The organism is Streptomyces sp. NRRL B-24085, assembly GCF_001282115.1.
GTDB lineage: Bacteria > Actinomycetota > Actinomycetes > Streptomycetales > Streptomycetaceae > Streptomyces.
In genome coordinates this window covers 1-17,901 of sequence record NZ_LJBR01000054.1, presented here as the reverse complement: position 1 = coordinate 17,901, position 17,901 = coordinate 1, and the positions used below count along the sequence as shown (strand labels likewise).

The window sequence follows — 17,901 nt, the reverse complement described above, 5'->3', positions numbered from 1 at the left end:
CTGGGCCCTCACGATCCGTGCTGAGAGGAGCTAGCCGGAATCAACGACACGCTCGGCGGCGGCAGGTGCCGCTCGGAAAGCTCCCGGAGCTGATCTTTGAGGCGGGCCTGCGGTGCGCGCCGGGGGCCGCCTGCCCGTACTCGTGGCCTGCAGCCCTGGCGCTGGTCGCCGCGGTCATGCGGATGGACGAGCCGGCCGATCGGCAGGGGCGGCGGCGCCGAGGATCTTGGTCGTCGTCAGCACACGGGCAGCGGGTTCGTCTCGCTGTAGATGGAGGTGTCCTTCATGTAGCCCCACTCGCCGTTGTCGGCCTTGGTGAACACCCAGCGGTACGGGTGCGGCCCGCCGACGTAGGGGCCGTCGTCGCGGCGGCAGCGGAACCAGCTCGGGTTGGAGTACATGTAGCCGACGACCACATCAGCGTGCGGGTATCCGTTGGTCGGCGCGGGCTCGTAGACGGCGGCACCGCGCACGTTGTTGCACCACCATTCGCTGCTGGAGTACCAGCAGCCGGAGGCCGCGGACGAGGACGGTGCCGCTGTCACCGTGAGTGCGGCGGAGAGAGCGGCGGTTGCCACGGCAGTCAGAGCAAGCTTGCCGAACTTCATGTCTGTCTCCCCTTGTGTCTGTGTGTGCGGTCGGCTGTCTACCAACAGGCCGGGAGCGGGTTGGTCTCGCTGTTGATGGCGGTGTCCTTCATCCAGCCCCACTGGCCGTTGTCGGCCTTGGTCCACTCCCAGCGGTACGGGTGCGGACCGCCCACGTACTCGTCGGGTTGACCTCCGTCGTAACGGCAGTCGAACCAGCTGGGATTGGAGTACATGTAGCCGACGATGCGGCTGGAGTCGGGGTAGTACCGGGCGAGGTCCTTGTAGCCGTAGACCGGGGCACCCACGCGGTTGTTGCACCACCAGTGGCTGCCGCTGTACCAGCAGCCGGAGGCCGCCGAGGCGCTCGGTGCTGCGGTGGTGCCGAGTGCCAGTGCCAGCGCCGCCACGCTGAAAACAGCGGCAAGGGTCTTACGTGTACGCATGTCAACGGGCTCCAGGATGGCTGCAGGAGTGGGCAGGAACTGGGCACAGGTTCACGCCGCGGGCCAGGCCGAAGCAATCATTTCGAAACTGGTGGAAACCTTGGCGGTGTGGAGGCGCGGTCGTTCCATACCAGGCGACGCCCGGGAGAAGTCACGTCGTGCACTGGCGATGGTCACCGAGCCGTGAGCGACGACCGTGGCCGGCACCCTCGCCCCAGGACCGTGTGGGTGCCGAGGAGACTGCGGGCTGCCCAGCCCTTCAGCGGCCCGCGCTGATCCTGGCCAGCACACCGGGCAGGATCACCCGTAACAGTGGGGGAGGGGGCAGTCTCGCTGAAGATCGCAGTGTCCTTCATGAAGCGGGGACGGCCGTTGTCGGCGACCGTCATCTCCCAGCGAGTGGAGGCGTCGCGGCCAAGCTGGGCGGCGCACCCGCAGACCTCGATGAGCAAGGTACGGGCAGTGTCCCGGTGGCCCGCCTTGACTGCGTTCAGACCGCGGGGAGGCCGCTCGGATCTCTCTGAAGAGTGCCGCGGTCAGCGTCTCCAGGTCGGAGTACAGCCATGGGTTGAGCTTAGCGATCAGCCAGTCCTGGCTGGCGTCCTGTCGTCACCTCGGGAGGTGTCAGGGTGCCGTTCAGCCTCGGGTGCGGACAAGACCGGATCTGGGGCTCTCGTACGCCAGTCCTGGTACGCACATGGCCGGTACAGTCGAGGGCCTTGGCCAGGCCGCGGACTCGATGGAGACCTTGGCCCTACTCGCCGAGACGGTGCCGCTCTCACTCTGGGCGGCGCGGTTGGTGAGTTCGCCGAAGGTGAGCCGGCAGCGGTCCTTGTGCGCTTGCAGGAGGGCAGTGAGGTGGGCGTCGTGGCGCGTTCCGATCAACGCCAGCGCGCGGATAGGGGCGAGGCCAGCGGCACCGCATGGCGGCCACGCGGGCCGCGGCCGCCGCGAGAGCGGTGAGGAGGCGCCGCCCGCCGCCGGTGGCGGCGATGGTGCCAGCGCCGATGGCCCCCGCATCCCGCGAGCAGAGTGAGGCCGTCGTCGACAGTGGCGCTACGCTCTGTTTCTGGTGAGACGAAGCGAGGGGAAGTCTTGCGCGGGTCCACCCCTGGCGGGGGGCGGAAGTGGGGATGAGGCGCCGTCGGGGCGGGCGGCCCGGATCGACTTCAGCGCGGCCAGCGTGTTCGCGGCACTCTTGTTGCGGCGGTTGACGCCCCAGAGGGTGTCGTCTCCGATCGAGTAGCACCCGTGGAAATAGCGGACTCCGTGGGTGCGGTGGTAGGTCGCGGATGCCGCACAGCTCATATCCATCTAGGAAGCCGGGCGTGAACCCGTTTGCCGCGGATCGGCAAGTACAGGGTGTGAACACCAGCCATCCTGACACCCACCGACCCCATCAAGGGACGGACACTCCATGACCGACTCGGCCGGCGGAGACGCCGAGCTCATCGCGGCCTCACTCGCCGAACCCGAGCGTTTCGCGGCGCTCTTCGAGCGTCACGCCCCGGCGATCCACCAGTACGTCGCCCGACGACTGGGGCGGGACGCAGCCGACGACGTCACCGCCGACACGTTTTTGACGGCCTTTCGGATACGGGCCCGGTTCGACCCGGCCCGCGCCGGCGTGCGGCCCTGGCTGTACGGCATCGCCGCCAAACAGATCGGCCGGCAGCGCCGGGAGGAGGTCAAGGCCCTGAAGCTGCTGGCCCGCACCGGCCATGACCCGGTCGCCGACAGCTGGACGGATTCCGCCGACGACCGCCTGGCTGCCGAGGCCGCCGCCCGTCCACTGGCCGGGGCGCTGGCCCGTCTCTCCGCGGGTGACCGGCACGTCCTGCTGCTCTTCGCCTGGGCCGACTTCAGCTACCAGGAGATCGCCGAAGCCCTCGGCATTCCCGTCGGCACCGTCCGCTCCCGCCTCAACCGCGCCCGCCGCAAGCTGCGCACCGCAACCGGCGCGGCCGACGGCCCCCTCACCGAAGCTCGCGTACACGAAGGTGACCCCGCATGAACGAGCTCTCCGAAATCCGCGGCCTGCGTGCCGACGCCCCCCTTCCCGACGCCGACCGGCTCGCCGCGCCGCGGGCCCGGCTCATCGCGGCGCTCCGGCAGGAGACCCACCGCGGGCGGGCAGCCCTTCCCGGGCGCCGGATGATCCTGGTCGGCGCCGCCACCGCAGGAGCCCTCGCCGTGACCGCCGGGATCGTCGCGACCCTGCCCGAGGACAGCCCCCGGGTTCCCGCCGGGAAGCGCCCCCAGGTGCTGTCGGCGGGCGCCTCCGCCGACGCCCTCGAACTGGCCGCCGCGACCGTCGAGAAGCACGACGGCACCGAACCCGGCCCGAAGCAGTGGGTGTACGAGAAGAGCACCGTCTTCGTCCAGGGCAAGCCGCAGAGCAGCGAGGAGTGGACCCGCTGGGACGGCACTGGACAGGCCAATCTGCCCGGCATCCCCCCGGCTGGTGACATCTCGGACTTCGACCCCGACGAGCTCCAGGTCTGGTACGGCCCCAACCAGGAGGAGAAGTGGAAGGAGGAGGGGTACGACGACCGTTCCCAGCGCCAGTTCTACCGCTTCCTCGCCACCCTGCCGAGCGACCCCGACCGCATGATGAAGCGCATCCGTGAGGAGCGCGCCATCGGCACCATCGACGGGGAGACGCGCGCACAGCGCGACTGGCGGGAGATCGACGTCCTGTATCGGTCGGTGCTGATCCCGCCGAAGGTCCAGGCGGGTCTGTTCCGGGCTCTCGCGAAGATCCCCGGAGCCCGGGTGACGACCGGCGTCAAGGACCCGCTCGGCCGCGCGGCGATCGGCGTGAGCGTGAACTACGCCGAGAAGGCGCCCTCGGGCTCACAGGGCAAACAGGAGATCTTCTTCGATCCCGAGAGCTACGCCTACCTCGGGCAAACCCTCAACGACGGGGAGATGGTCAGCGCTCGTGCCGCCTGGGGCGTCGTCAACAAGCCCGGCGCCCACCCCTGAGCACCGCGAGAGGCGCCCGGTGCCTATATCGATCCTCGGATGCCGAGTGGGCGGTGTTTTCGCGGTTGTTGTCGAGTTCGGGGACCCCTGGACGGCCCTGTTGGGAGATCATCGAGTCGCGACGCGAAGACAAGCCGCTCGCCGAGGCCCCGGAGCCCGAGCAGCCGGGCAAGGTCCTCGATCTCACTTGTCGCGGGTGTACCCGGCGCGGGACTCTTCGGCGAGGGGGATCTGGCCGATCGCGTAGAAGAGCGGGAAGGTCTGCATCGCTGCGGCGGCCGGGACGGCATTCGCTGAGCCGGATACGGCGAGCGGGGTGAGGGAGAGGCAGAGCGCGGCGAAAACGCGCAGCAAGTTCCTGATCACAACGGCAGGAAAGCGGTCAACGACCGGGCCGGTCAGCGGTCAGACCTCACTGTCGACCGGTTGGCTGAACGGTTGCACCGCCGAACCGTTCCGCCTAATCACCCGGTCGGCCCCGGAGCCGGATGAGCGGCGCTATCTCCACCAGTCGTGTGCTGATTGTTGCGGACGCACGCCTCGGTGGACGGTCTTGCGGCCGGAACCTCAACAGGGTCGGGTGGCGGGATGCGGTTGAGGACACCACCCCACACGCCCGTGCCCGGAGGTTGCACTCAGGTTGCCCGACCGCGATCTGCTGATCACTGACGAACAGCAACGCGTCATCAACGCAGGTCAGACCTCATGCCCTCTGTCCTGCACGGAAGCGACGCACCGCCTGCCGGCGCTCCCGCGCTGCCAACAGGTCGCGCGGCCGCTGCGGGACGGCCGCGCCGCCCGGGCGGGCCGGCCGCGGGGCCCTTAAGTGTTGTGTGGTGGGGATAGGCGAGGGCTGATCTGCCTGCCCGCAGGCACCTTCGTGGGCGACTTTCTCTCCGTCTGATCAATGAAAATCTATGCTGGCTGGAGTAGACATTGGGTGGTGCGGCAGTTATGGTTTCCTCGTAGCCGAGATCAAGAAGGCCCGGCAGACACGAACTGCCGGGCAGCAGAACGCAGTTGCATGTGCAGGACGGTGCGGCGGTGGAGTTCCGAAGCCAGAGCTGTGCAGGACGGCGACGGGACTGACGGCTGGACCGGGTGGCCCGCAGTGATCAGGGGCCGCCACGAGTGTGGCGCTGTTTCAGGCCACCAGCAGTAGCGGTTTGGCAAGTGATAGATCAGAGGGAAGAACGGAGGAGCCCGCGCCATCAGGATCGCCCGGACGAGCAGTGCGTCCGGGTACCGCAGGACATCGATAGTGAGGTGGTCTCCGGTCACGCATTCGCGATCCCCGCACACCCGGCAGTGTTTAGGCCGGGCAGGCGGAAACAGAAGGCCGGCGCATTACTGGGGCCGGCGGATGGTGTAGCAGTTCCTTCGGGGCCCTGGTGCGAGATGGCACCAGGGCCCCTCCAACGTGGTGCACAGAGAGGTGCGATGGCAGCAGACGATCCCTTCAGCCGTCTCGATGACGACGACTACCCCGCCTACACCATGGGCCGGGCCGCCGAACTGCTCGACACCACCCAGAGCTTCCTGCGTGCCGTCGGCGAAGCCGGCCTCATCACCCCGCTGCGCTCGGCAGGCGGACACCGGCGCTACTCTCGTGACCAACTGCGCATCGCAGCCCGCGCCCGCGAACTGGTCGACCAGGGAACCCCCATCGAGGCTGCCTGCCGCATCGTCATCCTCGAAGACCAGCTCGAGGAAGCCCGGCGCCTGAACGACACGCTGCGCGATTCCCAGCTCCGCGACCGGGCTACCGCCTGAACGGCCTTCTCGATCGGGTCAGTTGCCGTGTTCTGCGTTGATTCTCCTACTATGTGCTCATGATCGCCGAAGACGCTCAGCCACCGGCGCCCGGCCGGGAAGCACAGCTCGGCAGCGGGACCAGGCCCGACCCTCTCCCCGGTGCCGCAAGCGGACCGCCCGCCGGATCCCGGGGACGGCAGCCGGCCCCCGCAGCCGGTCCCGGCGACGCGGTGGAGCGCGCGGTGGCCGCCATGAAACCGGCGATGCGCGGGTGGCTGCACGCGGGCATGTTCCCGCTCGCAATCGCCGGCGGCATCATCCTGGTCGTTCTCGCACACTCGGCAAGCATCGCCGCGGCGTGCTCGGTGTACGCGGCGTCATCGCTGCTGCTGTTCGGCACGAGCGCGGTCTATCACTGCGGCCACTGGGGGCATCGAGGTGAGGCCGTACTACGCCGGCTGGACCACGCGAACATCTTCCTGATCATCGCCGGCACCTACACGCCTTTGGCGGTGCTGCTGCTCTCAGAGCGTCAGCAGAACATCCTCCTGCTGCTGGTGTGGGCCGGAGCGGCAGCCGGCATCGCATTCCGCATCTGGTGGATCACGGCACCGCGCTGGCTGTACACCCTGTGCTACATCGCCCTGGGATGGGCAGCGGTCTTCTACCTGCCCGACTTCGCCCGCACCGGCGGCACCGGGGTCGTCATCCTCGTCATCACCGGTGGTCTGCTCTACACCGCGGGTGCTGTCGTCTACGGACTCAAACGCCCCGACCCCTTTCCGCGCTGGTTCGGATTCCACGAGGTCTTCCACGCCCTGACCATCGCCGCCTTCACCGCGCACTACACCGCCATCCTCCGGGCCGCCACCTGACGCGGGTGCGGGGGCGCCAATGGCCAACGCTGTACCTGGCCGCATGGTCATCCAGGTGCCAAGGGGCCGCGTCGACCCGCCTGATCACACCGGGCTGCCGGACATGTCCCCGATCGCGTCGTCGGTCAGCATGACCGCCGCCACCCGCTTGCCCGCCGACTCACAGTGCACCTCGAAGCGTGAGTTCTCGGTGTGGGCAGTGTGAAGGTGACGTGCGGGAGAAAGCCGGTAGGCTCATCGTCACAAGGTGGCGTCTCCCGATGAGGCGGTTGGGAGAGCGTGATGACCGCGGAGCCCTCAGTTCAGGCGAACGCATCTGGAACGTCACTGACTGTGCAGGTCGGCGGGGACATGGACTGGCAGACCGCTCCGTTCTTCCGCGAGCGTCTTCTCGGGGAGATCACCACAGGGCAGCAACATGTGGTGCTGGAGTTGTCCGCAGTGTCGTTCTGCGATTCGGCCGGGCTGAATGTGCTGCTGTGGGCCTGGCGCCGGGCAGGTCAGGCCGGTTCCATGCTGGTGCTGGCCCGCGTGCAGCCGAAGGTTCAGCGGACGCTGGCCATGACCGGCGCGGACACCGTCCTGCGGGTGTACGACACCGTCCGCGAGGCAGAGAACGCTCTGGTGGCAGACGGGGTATAAAGCCCGGCACCAGACGGCCAGCCCACAGTCATCAGCGTTAGCTCCCGAGGGCACCGGATCGAAGCAGCAACGACCTGGCCCCGGAGGGGCCTGGAGGGAGCTGGCCGGGCACTGCCCTGCCGGGACGCCGACCATCGTGGACGAAACCCACTGCGTCAGAGTAACCAGGCTCATGGTACGGCTGTTCGAGCCGAGTTGCGGGAACCCGCGACTCATCCGACGCAACCTCCTGAGGGCCTGCTCGGATGGCAACATCCCACACTGCTCCCCGTCACCAGGCGGCGTACCTGCCCAGGTTGGCAGCCGGTCCACGGCCAGCCACTCACACCCCCGTCATGATCTGTTTTGCAGTCCCCTCGACCCCTGCCGGGCGGTATGTCAGGGACACGAGGCCAGGGTCGCGGCCCCGGCCAGCGCTCACCAGGTCCCAGGACTGGGGCAGGGCGCCAGGACGGTAGTACGTGGTGCCGTCCACGAAAACGGGGACTACGGTCAGCGTCAGCTCGTCGACGAGACCGGCGTCGCACAGGGTCTGGCCGAACTGCCCCGCCGACCGTATTGGCACGAGAAGCCTTCGAAACGACCCAAGCCGGTGAACCTTCGCGGTCACGGCACAGCGCAGTTCCTCCCGTGTTTCCCGCTCCTGCCGTACGGTTTCCGAGGCCCGTGTAGTGATCTGCACCCAGACAGCGCGCGAACAGAATCGCTCCCGCCCGCACGGGCCGGTGGGCAGCAGCCCGAGATCAGCCAGAGGTCGGTGCGCTGGCCCCGGTGCCCTTCAGGAAAGCGGTGAGGATGCGGCGCAGGCGGGGCTCCACCTCGACGACCGCGTGCGCGAGCCGGGGGTCGCTGGTGTAGAGCTCTTGCAGGCGAGGGCCTGGACTGGCCATCTGCCACAGAGCGCCGGCCATGCCCGTAGCGGTGGAGATCATGTCGACGGCCTGCTGCTCGTCCAGCCCCAGAAGACGGTCCAACTCGGCGCTGATCGCAGCGACCTCGTGCAGCGCGACAAGTTTGAATGCGCGTACCGTCTCCAGCGACACGTTGCGTTCCAGGTTGAGCGGGGCCTGGGCCAGCAGGTCGCAGAACATGGGGCGTGCGGCCAGCGTGCCGGCGAACACCTCGGCGACATCCGCGGCGGTGGCCTCCCGCCTGGCCCTCAGGTCGGCGCGCAGCGCCGCGGACCACTCCCGCCAGCCCTCCGCTGTGAGCTTGAGGAAGATCTGCTCCCGCGTCTCGAAGTAACGCAGCAGCGCTGACTTGTGCATGCCCACTTCCGCGGCGAGGTCGGTGAGCGTCACCTCACGGATGCCGCGCCCCTGGCCGAGCCGCCGTGCCGCCTCCAGGATCGCTGCTTCACGCGCCTGCTTGGCCTCCGCACTGCGGGCCCGTTGGAAGGAGGCTGCCTGAGTCATGCAGCCATCATAGGGACACTTAGTGCAACCGTGTTGCATTATTAGGAGAACGGTGTTGCACTAAACCTATGACTGATACTCAAGACGAACGCGGCGCCCAGGTCTGGTTCATCACCGGCTCGTCTCGCGGACTCGGGCGCGCCCTGGTCACCGCGGTCCTCGACGCCGGCGATTTCGTCGTCGCCACCGCCCGCCGCCCCGACACACTCGCCACGGAACTGGAGAGCTACGGTGACCGGGCCCTCGTGCTGCCGCTCGACGTCACCGACGCTGATGCTGCCCGCAGGGCGATCGACGCCACGCTCGACCGCTTCGGCCGCGTCGACGTGTTGGTGAACAACGCGGGGTACGCCAATGTGTCACCGGTGGAGACGGCGGAAGACGACGATTTCCGCGCCCAGTTCGAGACCAACTTCTGGGGCGTCTACAACGTGACCAAGGTGGCGCTGCCCACTCTCCGCCGGCAGGGCTCGGGCACAGTGGTCCAGTTCAGCTCGGTGGGCGGACGCGTCGGCGGGTCCCCGGGCATCGCCTCGTACCAGGCGGCCAAGTTCGCGGTCGATGGATTCACCCGGTCGCTGGCAGCGGAGACCGCGCCGTTCGGGGTGCGATTCATGGTGGTCGAGCCGAGCGGATTCGCCACCGACTGGGCGGGCTCCTCCATGACCGTCCACGCCATCCCGGAGGCCTACGACGAGACGGTAGGCGCGATGAACCGGCAGGTGCGCCAGAGTGCGGTCGGCGCTGCTGGCGACCCGGAGCGGGCTGCCGACATCATCGTGCGTACGGTGCGACGTGGCGAGGTCCCGAGCCATCTGCTGCTGGGCGTGAACGCGGTGACCATGGCGCTTGACTACTCTGGTCGCCAACTGGCCGAGGCGAGTGCCTGGGACAAGGTGAGCCGTTCGGCCGACTTCACGGAGCCGTACCCCGTGGAACTGCCGCCCCAGGGATAGCGCCGGCGCTGCGCATTTGCGCGACATGCCTGCGGGGCCGTCAGGAGTGGCCTCGGCAAGGGAGGAGGCTGACTGGTTGGGTTGAGCCTGCCGCCGTCGCCCAGGGTGCCTGATACCTGTTTTGGCGCCGGGTGACCGTCCGTTCGGCGCCGACGCCACGGAGCCCGGGGACACGTGTCGGACCCGCAAAGTGAGCGCGGGCGGCGAAGTGTCCGCCACCTCCGTGGTGCGGAGTTTCCGACTGGTCCGGTCACGGATCTGCATGAGTGAGGCGGCTGCCGAACCGGTCAGCCGCCTCGCCCTGCGTTTCGTGGCTCGCTCAGCCGCGGACGATGTTCTGCGCCTGCGGCCCCTTCTGTCCCTGGCCGATGTCGAAGGTCACGTGCTCGCCCTCGGTCAGCTCGCGGTACCCGTTGCTCGCGATCTCGGAGTAGTGCGCGAAGACGTCCGGGCCCCCGCCGTCCTGCTCGATGAACCCGAAGCCCTTCTCGGAGTTGAACCACTTCACGGTGCCGCTGGCCATACCGTCGATCCTTCGTTCATACCTGGAGCAGCCGTCGAACCGGGCATGCTCCGGCCCTGCAACCGCACGAGCCTCAGCTGTTGTACCCCCGATCACTCGCCTTATCCGACCGACACCACACCGCATGCGAAGCCCGCTCACACCAGCAGTCCCGTCGCCGCGACGCCATCTGCTGCGAGAAGTGCGCCGGGCCCACCCTGTTGTGCCCTCCGGGTCCGGGCCAGAGATGCATGTCGACGCTGCTTCGTGACCGCGCCGCTTCGAGGCCCTGGGCCAGGCTTCCCGGGCCGGGCCTTTACGGCGCCGCGAGGGAGCGGTCGACGTTCATGGGGAGAGCAGTTGTGGAAGGGGGAGTGGACCTGCCGTTGGCGGGCAGGACAGGAAACTTCGGAATTCTGGATGTAGGGCTTGAGTGCGGCCCAGCCGCTTTCGACGGGGCACTGGACGGCACTGTGCCGAGCAGACGGCACCTGGGCTCTCACGCCCGCGCTGGAGCGGGTGGCCGGCGGAGGCTTTGGCGCCGGGATCGTCGTGGATCGAGTGATGAGCAGAGGGGAGTGATGAGGAGAGCGGTAGGTCCTGTCTTGCAGGTTTCTTGACCGTGAGGGCGGGAGTGGACGTCTGGCGCAGGGCAATGAGCGTGAAGTGAAACGCATTGCGATCGTTGTCCTCGCCCTGGCCGCCGGTATCGTGGCGGTTGTTGCTGCGGCAGGTTTCTCCCCTTGGTGGTGGGTGGCCGCCGTGCCGCTGACTCTGCTGGGTCTGCTCGGTGCTGCGGACCTGTTGCAGCGGCGGCATTCGGTGCTGCGTAACTATCCCGTTCTGGGTCACGCCCGCTTCCTTTTGGAGCGGATCCGCCCGGAGCTGCAGCAGTACTTCATTGAGCGGAACTTCGACGGGCGGCCCTTCGACCGGGATGTCCGCACCATTGTCTACGAGCGGGCGAAAGGCACCGACGCCGAGCAGCCGTACGGCACCGAACGGGATGTCTATCTGCCCGGCTACGAGTTCCTGGTGCCGTCGATGGCGCCGTGCCCGGTGCCGAAGACGCCTCCGCGGGTGCGGATCGGCGGACCCGACTGCTCCCGCCCCTACGACATGGCCCTGCTGAACGTGTCGGCGATGAGCTTCGGCTCGCTGTCGTCCAACGCGATCCTCGCCCTCAACGGCGGCGCGGCGGCCGGAGGTTTCGCCCACGACACGGGGGAGGGCGGCCTGTCGGAGTACCACCTGAAGCCGGGTGGGGACCTGGTCTGGGAGATCGGCACCGGCTACTTCGGCTGCCGCACCCCGGACGGCGACTTCGACCCCGCCGAGTTCGCCGGCAAGGCCGCCCACGATCACGTCAAGTGTGTGTCCCTGAAGCTTTCGCAGGGCGCCAAGCCGGGCATCGGCGGAGTCCTGCCGGGGGCGAAGGTCAACGCCGAGATAGCGAAGGTGCGGGACGTGCCCGAGGGGCGGACGGTGATCTCGCCGCCGTACCACAAGGTGTTCTCCACCCCGCGCGAACTCGTCCGCTTCATCGCCCGGATGCGCGAGCTCTCCGGCGGCAAGCCGACCGGGTTCAAACTGTGTGTGGGCTCGCGCCGGCAGTTCCTCGCCGTGTGCAAGGCCATGCTGGCGGAGGGCACGGCCCCCGATTTCATCGTCGTGGACGGAGGCGAGGGCGGCACCGGAGCCGCTCCTTTGGAGTTCGCCGACCACGTGGGCACACCGCTGACCGAGGGCCTGCTCACCGTACACAACGCCCTCGTCGGCGCGGGCCTGCGCGACCGGATCAAAATCGGAGCGAGCGGCAAGATAGCCACAGGCACCGATCTGGTGAAACGCCTGGTGCAGGGCGCCGACTACGGCAACGCGGCGCGGGCGATGATGTTCGCCGTCGGCTGCATCCAGGCCCAGCGCTGCCACACCAACACCTGCCCCACCGGGGTGACGACCCAGGACCCCCGGCGCGCCCGCGCCCTGGACGTGCGTGACAAGACGCCGCGCGTCCAGCGCTTCCAGGAAGCGACCGTGGCCAGCGCCCTGCAGCTCATGGCATCCATGGGCGTCACCGATCCCGCCGACCTGCGCCCGCACATGCTGCGCCGGCGCATCGATCCCTACACCGAGCGCTCCTACGAGGAGTTGTACGAGTGGCTCGATGCGGGGCAGTTGCTCGCCGAGCCGCCTGCCGCCTGGGCGGCCGACTGGACCGCAGCCGACCCCGACCGATTCACCGTCTGAAAAACCGGAGGACTCACGTGGCCCGCACCGTAGCCCGCGTCATCGTGGACGCACTGAGCGAACTCGGCGTGCACCAGGTGTTCGGCGTCGTGGGAGACGCGCTGAACCCCCTGACGGACGCCATCCGCACCACCGAGAACCTGGAGTGGGTGGGTTGCCGGCACGAGGAGGCGGCGGCGTTCGCCGCGAGCGCCCAGTCACAGCTCTCGGGCACCCTCGGTGTCTGCATGGGCACCGTCGGACCCGGTTCCGTCCACCTGCTCAACGGACTCTACGACGCGGCCAAGAGCCACACCCCCGTCCTGGCGATCGCCGGGCAGGTACCGCTCGCCGAACTCGGGACCGACTACTTCCAGGAAGTCGACAACGACGCCCTCTTCAGCGACGTCGCCGTCTTCCGCGCGACCATCATCTCTCCCGACCAACTGCCGCAGATGCTCGAGACAGCGGTACGCCACGCCCTCGGCCGCAAGGGCGTCGCCGTCCTGACCGTGCCCGGCGACCTGGGCGAGCGCGAACTGACCTCGGACCGCCCGCCCCGGTTCTCCCTGAACGCCCCGCTCAGCCGACCCGAGGAATCCGCCGTACGACGGGCCGCCGAACTCCTGGACCGCTCCGAACGGGTCACACTGCTCGTCGGCCGGGGCGCACGCGCCGCACGCGAGGACGTCCTGACCCTCGCCGACAAGCTGGCCGCACCCATGGTGCTCACCCTCAAGGCCAAGGAGGGCTTCGAGGGCGCCACCAATCCGTTCCAGGTCGGCCAGACCGGGCTGATCGGCAACCCGGCCGCCGCGTCGGCCCTGCAGGACGCGGACACCCTGCTGCTCCTGGGAACCGACTTCCCCTACCGGGACTGGTACCCGGAGGGCAAGACCGTCATCCAGGTGGACACCGAGCCCGCCCACATCGGGCGGCGCGTGCCGGTCGACGTCGGTCTCGTCGGCGACACCGGCACGACCGTCCGGGACCTCCTCACCCACCTCGCCGCCGCGCCCGCCCGGACGGACGGTGCGCGGGACCGCTCGCACCTGGAGAAGGCACGTGAGCGCTTCGAGCAGTGGCGCGAGGGCCAGGCACGGCTGGCCGACCCCGCACACGACAGGGGCCTGCTCGGCCGGGTGCGTTCCTCGCTCGACAACCGCACCCACGACATCCGGCCGGAGGCGCTGGCGGCCGTGGTGGACCGGCTCGCCGACGACGACGCCGTCTTCACCTCCGACACGGGCATGGCGACGGTGTGGGTCTCGCGGTTCGTCGAGATGCGGGGCGAGCGGCGGCTCATCGGCTCCTACAACCTCGGCTCGATGGCCAACGCGATGCCGCAGGCGCTCGGCGCCCAGTGCCTGGACCGCGAGCGGCAGGTCGTGGCCTTCTGCGGGGACGGCGGGCTGAGCATGCTCCTCGGCGACCTCATGACACTGAAGACGCACCAGCTCCCCGTGAAGCTCGTCGTCTTCGACAACCGCCGCCTGGGCATGGTCAAGCTCGAACAGGAACAGGCCGGCCTGCCGGAATTCGGCACCGTCCTGGACAACCCCGACTTCGCCGCCGTTGCCACGGCCATGGGCATCCCCGGCATCCGGGTGACCGACCCGGCAGACCTGGAGAAGGCCGTACGCCGCGCTTTCGACACCCCCGGTCCTGTGCTGCTCGACGTGCTCACCAACCCGGACGAGATCGCGGTGCCGGCCAAGCCGACCGTCGAGCAGGGCTGGGGCTTCGCCGTGGCCAAGGTCAAGGAGATCGTGCGCAGCCACGGAGACGACAGCACGCGCTGAGACCGCCCCGGAGGTGAGTGAGCCGACCGGGTGGGACGGGTGCGGCGTGATTGCGGGTGGACGGGGCACGCGGTCCAGCAGAAGCGGAGAAGAGCGAAGATTCCCACCGACCCCGGAGCCCTTGATGGTCATCGCCGTTGTCATTGCCGCCTGTGTCCTCCTGGCCGTGCTGGCCTTCTTCCTGCCGCGTCTTTCCCGGCATCCGCAGAACGGTGCCCAGCGTGGTCTCGGGGCCGGTTCGCGGGCCGGGTCCAAGGCGCCCGGGCGCCTGGGACGGCTGCTGAGCAAACCCTTCAGCTCCAGCTCCCGCGCGGTCGGCCGCAGCGGCTCCGCCGGCCGCCGGGCGCGAGGCCGCCTTCCGTTCTGAGGGTGCCGGCCGTCGCAACGGTCGCCGGCGTCGGCGCATGAGGATGATCAGGAGATTGGTGATGTCGGAGCACGACGACAAGACCCGGCCGGACAAGAACCAGGACGAGGGGGACCGGGTCGAGGCGGACCTGCTCGACGGCCTGCGTGTGGACGAACGCCGGCCGGAGAAACCGATCCTCCTGGACGGCGACGGAAGTCCGGTCGACACGTGGCTGGAGAACTACCCGTACGACCGGAAGGTGAAGAGGTCCGAGTACGAGAGGACCAAGCGCGTTCTGCAGATCGAGCTGCTGAAGATGCAGCGCTGGGTGAAGGAGACCGGCCAGCGGGTAGTCGTGCTCTGCGAGGGCCGTGACGCGGCCGGCAAAGGTGGCACGATCAAGCGGTTCACCGAGCGGCTCAACCCGCGAGGCGCCCGCGTCGTGGCGCTGGAGAAGCCCACCGAGAGGGAAGCGGGTCAGTGGTACTTCCAGCGCTATGTGGCGCATCTGCCGTCCCGCGGCGAGATCGTCTTCTTCGACCGGTCCTGGTACAACCGGGCCGGCGTCGAGCAGGTGATGGGCTTTTGCACCGAGGCGGAGTACCGCACCTTCCTGGAGCAGGCCCCGCTGTTCGAGGAGATGCTGACCCGGGACGGCATCCTGCTGGTGAAGTTCTGGTTCTCGGTGTCCCAGGCCGAGCAGCGGACCCGTTTCGCGATCCGCACGGTCGACCCCGTACGCCGCTGGAAGCTCTCCCCGACGGATCTCGCCTCGCTCGACCTGTGGGACGAGTACACGGCGGCCAAGGTCGACATGTTCCGGGCGACGGACACTCCACACGCCCCGTGGACCGTGGTGAAGAACAACGACAAACGCCGCGGCCGGCTGGAAGCGATGCGCAGCCTCCTGGACCGCTGCGACTATCCGGCCAAGGATCACGCGGCCGTGGGCAAGCCCGACCCGTTGATCGTGGGCGCCGCGAACACGCTGCTGGAGGCCGGTGAGGAACCCACCGATCTCTCCCCGACCCCCCTGACCGGGTACGGCCTCGGTCCCGGCAACCACCCGACGAGTACGGACGACGAGCAGTCCTGAGCCATGGCGTAGGGCTTCGCGTGCGGTGATGCCGTCCCGAGCTCAGTCGAAGGCGCACCTCCCCGGGATCCGTCGGGTTCTCGTGGCTAGGCTCCCCGGCCGCCCCACCCCGACGATCACGGCTGTCACCCGCGCAAATCGCCTCGACCACCTGATACGTGCCGCCGGCCGTCGGAGTGGTGCCGTAGCCCGTCGAGGACGGCACCATCACGTGTATGTACCTCGGTAGCAGTGGCGTGGTGGGCGAGCACGGCCCGCAGCCCGCGTTGGTCCTCCCCATTACGGTGCAGGGCGGTGAGTCGGCGGCCGAGGGCATCGAACGCGTTGATCCAGTCGGTCAGTGCCTCCAGACGGCCGTCGCGGCCTATGCTGCTGGACGGGATGACGTCCACGGCCGCGAGTCGCTGCACGGATGCCCGCACCCGGTCGACGCTGCTGCGCCGTCGTCTCGCTCAGCCGGCACCTTCATCCACACGTTGCCCTGCGGGGACAAGGGAAACGGCCACGACCACGTGCGGCGATGGCTCCGCACCCGCCCTGAAGCTGATCGGAAAATCGACGTCCGGGAGGGCAGGCGGCAGCACCCGGACCACGTGCGAACCGGATGACGGTCGATCTTCCTGCACGCCCAGTTGCCAGAAGTGGCTTCCAGGTACACCGCACTGGTCCTTGCCTGGCTGGTGGTGGCGGGCCGCCCCCTACGGCCCGCCACCCGGCACGTGCGCCGTGCGGCCCGTCAGGTCGTGGACTGAGCTCCCGGCAGGGCCGCGCCGAAGTCGATCTCGGCGTACCTGCGCTTGAGTCCGGCACCGGATCCGCCCGTGGCCGTGGAGCCACTGGTCACGGGCCCGGCCGAGGATCCCCGGGCGGTCCACAGCAGACCGTCGGAGTTCTCGCCGGGCGTGCCCACCATGACCTCGGCTCTGCCGTCCTTGGTGACGTCGACGAGGTGGATGGCGGCGCCGAACCTGTCGCCGCTCTCGACGGTCCCGGGCACGCCTGCGGTGTCCTGGGTGTAGCCCTTCGCTCCGGCCGTGGTGAGACCGGAGGCCGATCCGCGCAGCAGGGTCGCGCCGCCCGCGTAGTGGGCGGACCCCACGGCCTCTCCCGGAGTGCCGACGAGGACGTCGGCGTACGTGTCGCCGTTGGTGTCCCCGACGGCGAGGGAGATCCCGAACAGGTCACCGTCCTCGCCGGCGCCGGGCACGCCCGCGGTGTCCTGGTGGATGACCTGGGGCTTCTGGGCGGGGTTGATGCCCTGCGCGCTGCCGTAGAGCACCTGGATCTCGCCGCCGCGGTGGGCGGGGGTGGCCCCGGACGTGAGGGAGGCGTCGTAGGGCACCCCGGTGACCAGGTCACCGTAGCCATCACCGTTGAGGTCGCCGATCTGTCCCAACAGGCCGTCGGCGAGCGGCAGTTCGGAGTAACGGCCGTCGTCGCCCTCGGCGTAGACGGGTCCGCTCACGTCCCCGTCGGTGGGGCCGGGCAGCCAGAAGCGCTCGGCGCGTCCGTCGCCGTCGACGTCCCCCATGACGACACCGCGGTTGGTCCCGAGTTCGTTGACGAAGCGCCGCTGCGCGGCGCCGCCGGTACGGGTGAACGGTCCGGTGTAGGCGCTGGCGCCGCAGTTGCCGGTGACCGAGAGGTCGGGCGCCCCGTCGCCGGTGACGTCACCGACGGCCAGACCGGCCGCGAAACCGCAGCCCTCGTCCAGCCCGGTCGGCGTTGAGATGAAGGCTCCGCCCTTGAGGCCGGTCGGGCCTCCCCACACCACGGTCAGCGAGCCGACGCCTCCCATGGTGCCGGCGGACTCGGAGGGTGTGCCGACGAGCAGGTCGGCGTAGCCGTCGCGGTCGAGGTCGGCCGACGTGACGGCCGTGCCGAACCCGTCCCATTCCTCCGGCGTTCCGGGTACCCCGGTGGTGGCCTGGGTGATGACCGTGCGGCGGGCGGCCGAGACTCCGCTCGCCGAGCCGTACAGCACGACGACCGCACCCGCGGCGTCCACCGTGCCGTCGGCCGCTCCGGGCGCTCCGACGGCCAGGTCACGGTAGCCGTCACCGTTGAAGTCATCCTGTACGGCGGCGGTGTTGGCGCCGCGGTAGGGCGCGGCGGCGGCCGCCGGGCCGGCCGGCAGGACGACCGCGGTCAGTGTGGTGGTCGCGCTGACGGCGATCGCGGCGCTCAGGAAGCGTGAGGAGAATCCGCGGGAGGCGCGGACCTGCGGGGGGTGCGGCATGACGGCTCCAAGTCCGGGGG

The 17,901-nt window shown here is 69.3% G+C and carries 17 protein-coding genes and 1 pseudogene; 10 read left to right on the top strand and 8 right to left on the bottom strand.

The window, feature by feature from the left end; all coding sequences use genetic code 11:
• Positions 1 to 236: 236 nt before the first annotated feature.
• The 3 genes and pseudogenes from AOJ26_RS07940 to AOJ26_RS44240 all read right to left on the bottom strand — a co-directional run.
• The gene (locus AOJ26_RS07940; protein WP_053847480.1) at positions 237 to 608 is read right to left on the bottom strand and encodes a hypothetical protein; all 372 of its coding nucleotides are present in this window, start codon (positions 606 to 608) and stop codon (positions 237 to 239) included.
• A 38-nt stretch (positions 609 to 646) separates the two neighbouring features.
• Positions 647 to 1,033, bottom strand: coding sequence for a hypothetical protein (locus AOJ26_RS07935; RefSeq protein ID WP_053847479.1), 387 nt, complete (start codon positions 1,031 to 1,033; stop codon positions 647 to 649).
• Positions 1,034 to 2,170: 1,137 nt separating this feature from the next.
• Positions 2,171 to 2,323 (bottom strand): annotated as a pseudogene (locus AOJ26_RS44240) (IS630 family transposase); the annotation flags it as partial.
• Positions 2,324 to 2,450: 127 nt separating this feature from the next.
• Between AOJ26_RS44240 and AOJ26_RS07930 the strand changes: the two are divergent.
• Positions 2,451 to 3,047, top strand: a complete 597-nt coding sequence (locus tag AOJ26_RS07930; protein ID WP_053847478.1) for an RNA polymerase sigma factor — start codon at positions 2,451 to 2,453, stop codon at positions 3,045 to 3,047.
• A complete protein-coding gene (locus tag AOJ26_RS07925; protein WP_053847477.1) occupies positions 3,044 to 4,021 on the top strand; it encodes a CU044_5270 family protein in 978 nt (325 codons plus the stop codon). The genes AOJ26_RS07930 and AOJ26_RS07925 overlap by 4 nt, the downstream gene beginning before the upstream one ends.
• A gap of 183 nt (positions 4,022 to 4,204) precedes the next feature.
• Here the strand turns inward: AOJ26_RS07925 and AOJ26_RS07920 are convergent, their stop codons facing one another.
• Positions 4,205 to 4,375, bottom strand: a complete 171-nt coding sequence (locus tag AOJ26_RS07920) for a hypothetical protein (RefSeq protein WP_159044239.1) — start codon at positions 4,373 to 4,375, stop codon at positions 4,205 to 4,207.
• A gap of 1,086 nt (positions 4,376 to 5,461) precedes the next feature.
• Here AOJ26_RS07920 and AOJ26_RS07915 point away from each other — a divergent pair.
• The 3 genes from AOJ26_RS07915 (at position 5,462) to AOJ26_RS07905 (ending at position 7,293) form a co-directional block, all read left to right on the top strand.
• On the top strand, positions 5,462 to 5,794 hold the full coding sequence (locus tag AOJ26_RS07915; protein WP_053847475.1) for a MerR family transcriptional regulator: 333 nt from the start codon (positions 5,462 to 5,464) through the stop codon (positions 5,792 to 5,794).
• Positions 5,795 to 5,853: 59 nt separating this feature from the next.
• The gene (trhA, locus tag AOJ26_RS07910; protein ID WP_179200261.1) at positions 5,854 to 6,651 is read left to right on the top strand and encodes a PAQR family membrane homeostasis protein TrhA; all 798 of its coding nucleotides are present in this window, start codon (positions 5,854 to 5,856) and stop codon (positions 6,649 to 6,651) included.
• Between the two features lie 282 nt (positions 6,652 to 6,933).
• Positions 6,934 to 7,293 (top strand): STAS domain-containing protein, encoded by a 360-nt coding sequence (locus tag AOJ26_RS07905; protein WP_143663530.1) that lies wholly within the window; start codon positions 6,934 to 6,936, stop codon positions 7,291 to 7,293.
• Positions 7,294 to 7,615: 322 nt separating this feature from the next.
• Here the strand turns inward: AOJ26_RS07905 and AOJ26_RS07900 are convergent, their stop codons facing one another.
• Positions 7,616 to 7,858 carry a hypothetical protein gene (locus AOJ26_RS07900; RefSeq protein ID WP_159044237.1) on the bottom strand — a complete coding sequence of 81 codons (243 nt, stop codon included), beginning with the start codon at positions 7,856 to 7,858 and terminating at the stop codon, positions 7,616 to 7,618.
• 178 nt (positions 7,859 to 8,036) lie between these two features.
• Positions 8,037 to 8,708, bottom strand: coding sequence for a TetR/AcrR family transcriptional regulator (locus tag AOJ26_RS07895; protein ID WP_053847472.1), 672 nt, complete (start codon positions 8,706 to 8,708; stop codon positions 8,037 to 8,039).
• Positions 8,709 to 8,776: 68 nt separating this feature from the next.
• Here AOJ26_RS07895 and AOJ26_RS07890 point away from each other — a divergent pair, with 68 nt between their 5' ends.
• On the top strand, positions 8,777 to 9,664 hold the full coding sequence (locus tag AOJ26_RS07890) for an SDR family NAD(P)-dependent oxidoreductase (protein ID WP_053847471.1): 888 nt from the start codon (positions 8,777 to 8,779) through the stop codon (positions 9,662 to 9,664).
• A gap of 319 nt (positions 9,665 to 9,983) precedes the next feature.
• Here the strand turns inward: AOJ26_RS07890 and AOJ26_RS07885 are convergent, their stop codons facing one another.
• Positions 9,984 to 10,187, bottom strand: coding sequence for a cold-shock protein (locus tag AOJ26_RS07885; RefSeq protein ID WP_053847470.1), 204 nt, complete (start codon positions 10,185 to 10,187; stop codon positions 9,984 to 9,986).
• A gap of 645 nt (positions 10,188 to 10,832) precedes the next feature.
• On the opposite strand from AOJ26_RS07885, the gene AOJ26_RS07880 reads away from it, so the two are divergent.
• The 4 genes from AOJ26_RS07880 to ppk2 all read left to right on the top strand — a co-directional run bounded on the left by AOJ26_RS07880 (position 10,833) and on the right by ppk2 (position 15,642).
• Positions 10,833 to 12,416 carry an FMN-binding glutamate synthase family protein gene (locus AOJ26_RS07880; protein WP_053847469.1) on the top strand — a complete coding sequence of 528 codons (1,584 nt, stop codon included), beginning with the start codon at positions 10,833 to 10,835 and terminating at the stop codon, positions 12,414 to 12,416.
• A gap of 17 nt (positions 12,417 to 12,433) precedes the next feature.
• Positions 12,434 to 14,197 carry a thiamine pyrophosphate-dependent enzyme gene (locus AOJ26_RS07875; protein ID WP_053847468.1) on the top strand — a complete coding sequence of 588 codons (1,764 nt, stop codon included), beginning with the start codon at positions 12,434 to 12,436 and terminating at the stop codon, positions 14,195 to 14,197.
• Between the two features lie 124 nt (positions 14,198 to 14,321).
• The gene (locus AOJ26_RS07870) at positions 14,322 to 14,564 is read left to right on the top strand and encodes a DUF6411 family protein (RefSeq protein ID WP_053847467.1); all 243 of its coding nucleotides are present in this window, start codon (positions 14,322 to 14,324) and stop codon (positions 14,562 to 14,564) included.
• Positions 14,565 to 14,625: 61 nt separating this feature from the next.
• Positions 14,626 to 15,642, top strand: coding sequence for a polyphosphate kinase 2 (gene ppk2 / locus AOJ26_RS07865; protein ID WP_053847466.1), 1,017 nt, complete (start codon positions 14,626 to 14,628; stop codon positions 15,640 to 15,642).
• Between the two features lie 736 nt (positions 15,643 to 16,378).
• Here ppk2 and AOJ26_RS07855 read toward each other — a convergent pair.
• Entirely contained in the window at positions 16,379 to 17,881 is a 1,503-nt protein-coding gene (locus tag AOJ26_RS07855) for an FG-GAP-like repeat-containing protein (RefSeq protein ID WP_053847464.1), read from the bottom strand.
• Positions 17,882 to 17,901 lie beyond the last annotated feature (20 nt).